Raw genomic sequence first — 1,858 nt, 5'->3', positions numbered from 1 at the left:
GTGCGGTGAAGATTCGACACCTCCACCACACACGGGGGCCCTCGCCACGATCAAGCCTCACCAGCGTTAACAACGCTCGTGATCAATACACCTAGAGCCTGTCTGACAAATGATCACCTGGCCGTTTCGCGGAGCCAGAGGACCAGGGAGGCGAGGACGACTCCCGCGCGGTAGCGGTCCGCGAGCTTGTCGAACCTGGTTGCGATCGCACGGAACTGCTTGAGGCGAGCGAAGCATCGTTCGACCACGTTGCGGTCGCGATAGATCTCCCTGTCAAAGGCGGGTGGCCGGCCACCGAAGCGCCCCCTGCGTCGGCGGTTGGCCACCTGGTCGCGGCGCTCGGGGATCGTGGCGGCGATGCCCCGACGCCTCAGCAGATGACGGATGGCCCTGCTGGAGTAGGCCTTGTCACCCAGCACACGGTCCGGTGTCGTGCGCGGGCGACCCGTGCCGACGCGCGGGGTGCGGACCCCGTCGAGGACGTCGGCGAACGCGGTGGCGTCGTTGACGTTTCCGGGTGTGAGCACGATCGACAGCGGCAGTCCCCGGCCGTCGACGGCAAGATGGACCTTGGTGGTCAGCCCGCCCCGGGACCGACCGAGTGCCTGATGCGCCTGCGAGCGGCCCGGATCTTCCGGTTCGTCCCTGCCTGCGTCCCCCTTTTACGGGCGCCCGCGGCGTGCTGATGGGCCCGGTTGATCGTGGAGTCAACGGCGACGATCCACTCCACCCGGCCCCCCGCGTCATCATGGACCTGGACATGCTCCAGCAGCTTCGCCCACGTGCCATCGGCCTCCCAGCGGGCGAACCGCTCGTAGACGGTCTGCCACGGCCCATACCGCTCGGGCAGGTCGCGCCAAGGAGCCCCGGTCCGTAGCCGCCACAGCACTCCGTTGACCACCTGCCGGTGATCACGCCACGGACGGCCCCGTCCGTCCACCTGGGGCAAAAGGGGCTCTATCCGCCCCCATGCCGCATCCGTCAACTCGCCTCGACCTGACACAAGATCAATTATCGGACCGGCTATAAAGTCCTGCCCGTGGTGAATCATCAGGACGAGACCAGGACGGCCTACGACGGAGTCGTCGAGCTGTACGCATCGCTGTTCGCAAACCGGCTGGAGACACAGCCTTTCTCCCGGACCATGATCGGCACCTTCGCCGAACTGGTGCGCGCGACAGGCAACCCGCGGGCAGCGGACGTCGGGTGCGGGCCCGGACATCTGACAGCCATGCTGCACGAACTGGGCCTGGACGCCTTCGGACTCGACCTCGCCCCCGGCATGATCGACCACGCCCGGCAGGTCCATCCGGCGCTGCGCTTCCAGGAGGCGCGGATGGAATCCCTGCCGATCGAGGACGCCGCCCTCGGCGGCGTACTGGCCCACTACTCAATGATCCACACCCCTCCGGGAGAACTACCGGAGCTGCTCGCCGAGCAGGCACGCGTCCTGGCGCCGGATGGCCTGCTCCTGGTCTCCTTCTTCGGGACCGACGAACAAGAACCGGTCCGCTTCGACCACAAGGTGGCGCCTGCCTACAGCTGGCCGGCGGATCGCCTCGCCGAACTGCTGGCCGACGCCGGGCTCGTTCCCTTCGCCCGGTTGCTCCACGATCCAGCCTCCGAAAGGGGCTTCCTCGACGCCCATCTGCTGGCCCGCCGTTCGTAGGCCCTGCCGGTAATCCCCGCCGGACGGTCGGCGCACCTCCCGATTGCCAACTCGGCCGAACCTCGCTGATTGGACGGGAATTGCCAGACAGGCTCTAGGGCCTGTCGTCAAACTGCCGCCTGCCGCGCGACGCCTGGCACGCACGCTCGCAGCGTTGCCGAAATGGCCAAGTAGCTCCGCTACGAGACC

Annotated in this window: 1 protein-coding gene and 1 pseudogene; one reads left to right on the top strand and one right to left on the bottom strand. The window is 67.6% G+C overall.

Annotated features, from left to right (window positions below; genetic code table 11):
* Positions 1-91: 91 nt before the first annotated feature.
* Positions 92-1,051, bottom strand: a pseudogene (locus ACFW9Z_RS36045) (IS5 family transposase).
* On the opposite strand from ACFW9Z_RS36045, the gene ACFW9Z_RS36040 reads away from it, so the two are divergent.
* Positions 1,040-1,669, top strand: coding sequence for a class I SAM-dependent methyltransferase (locus ACFW9Z_RS36040; RefSeq protein WP_384647943.1), 630 nt, complete (start codon positions 1,040-1,042; stop codon positions 1,667-1,669). The pseudogene ACFW9Z_RS36045 and the gene ACFW9Z_RS36040 sit on opposite strands and share 12 nt — an antisense overlap.
* Positions 1,670-1,858 lie beyond the last annotated feature (189 nt).

The organism is Streptomyces sp. NPDC059452, assembly GCF_042750035.1.
Taxonomy (GTDB): domain Bacteria; phylum Actinomycetota; class Actinomycetes; order Streptomycetales; family Streptomycetaceae; genus Streptomyces.
The sequence above is the reverse complement of the archived record's forward strand: the minus strand, read 5'-3'. Positions and strand labels throughout refer to the sequence as shown.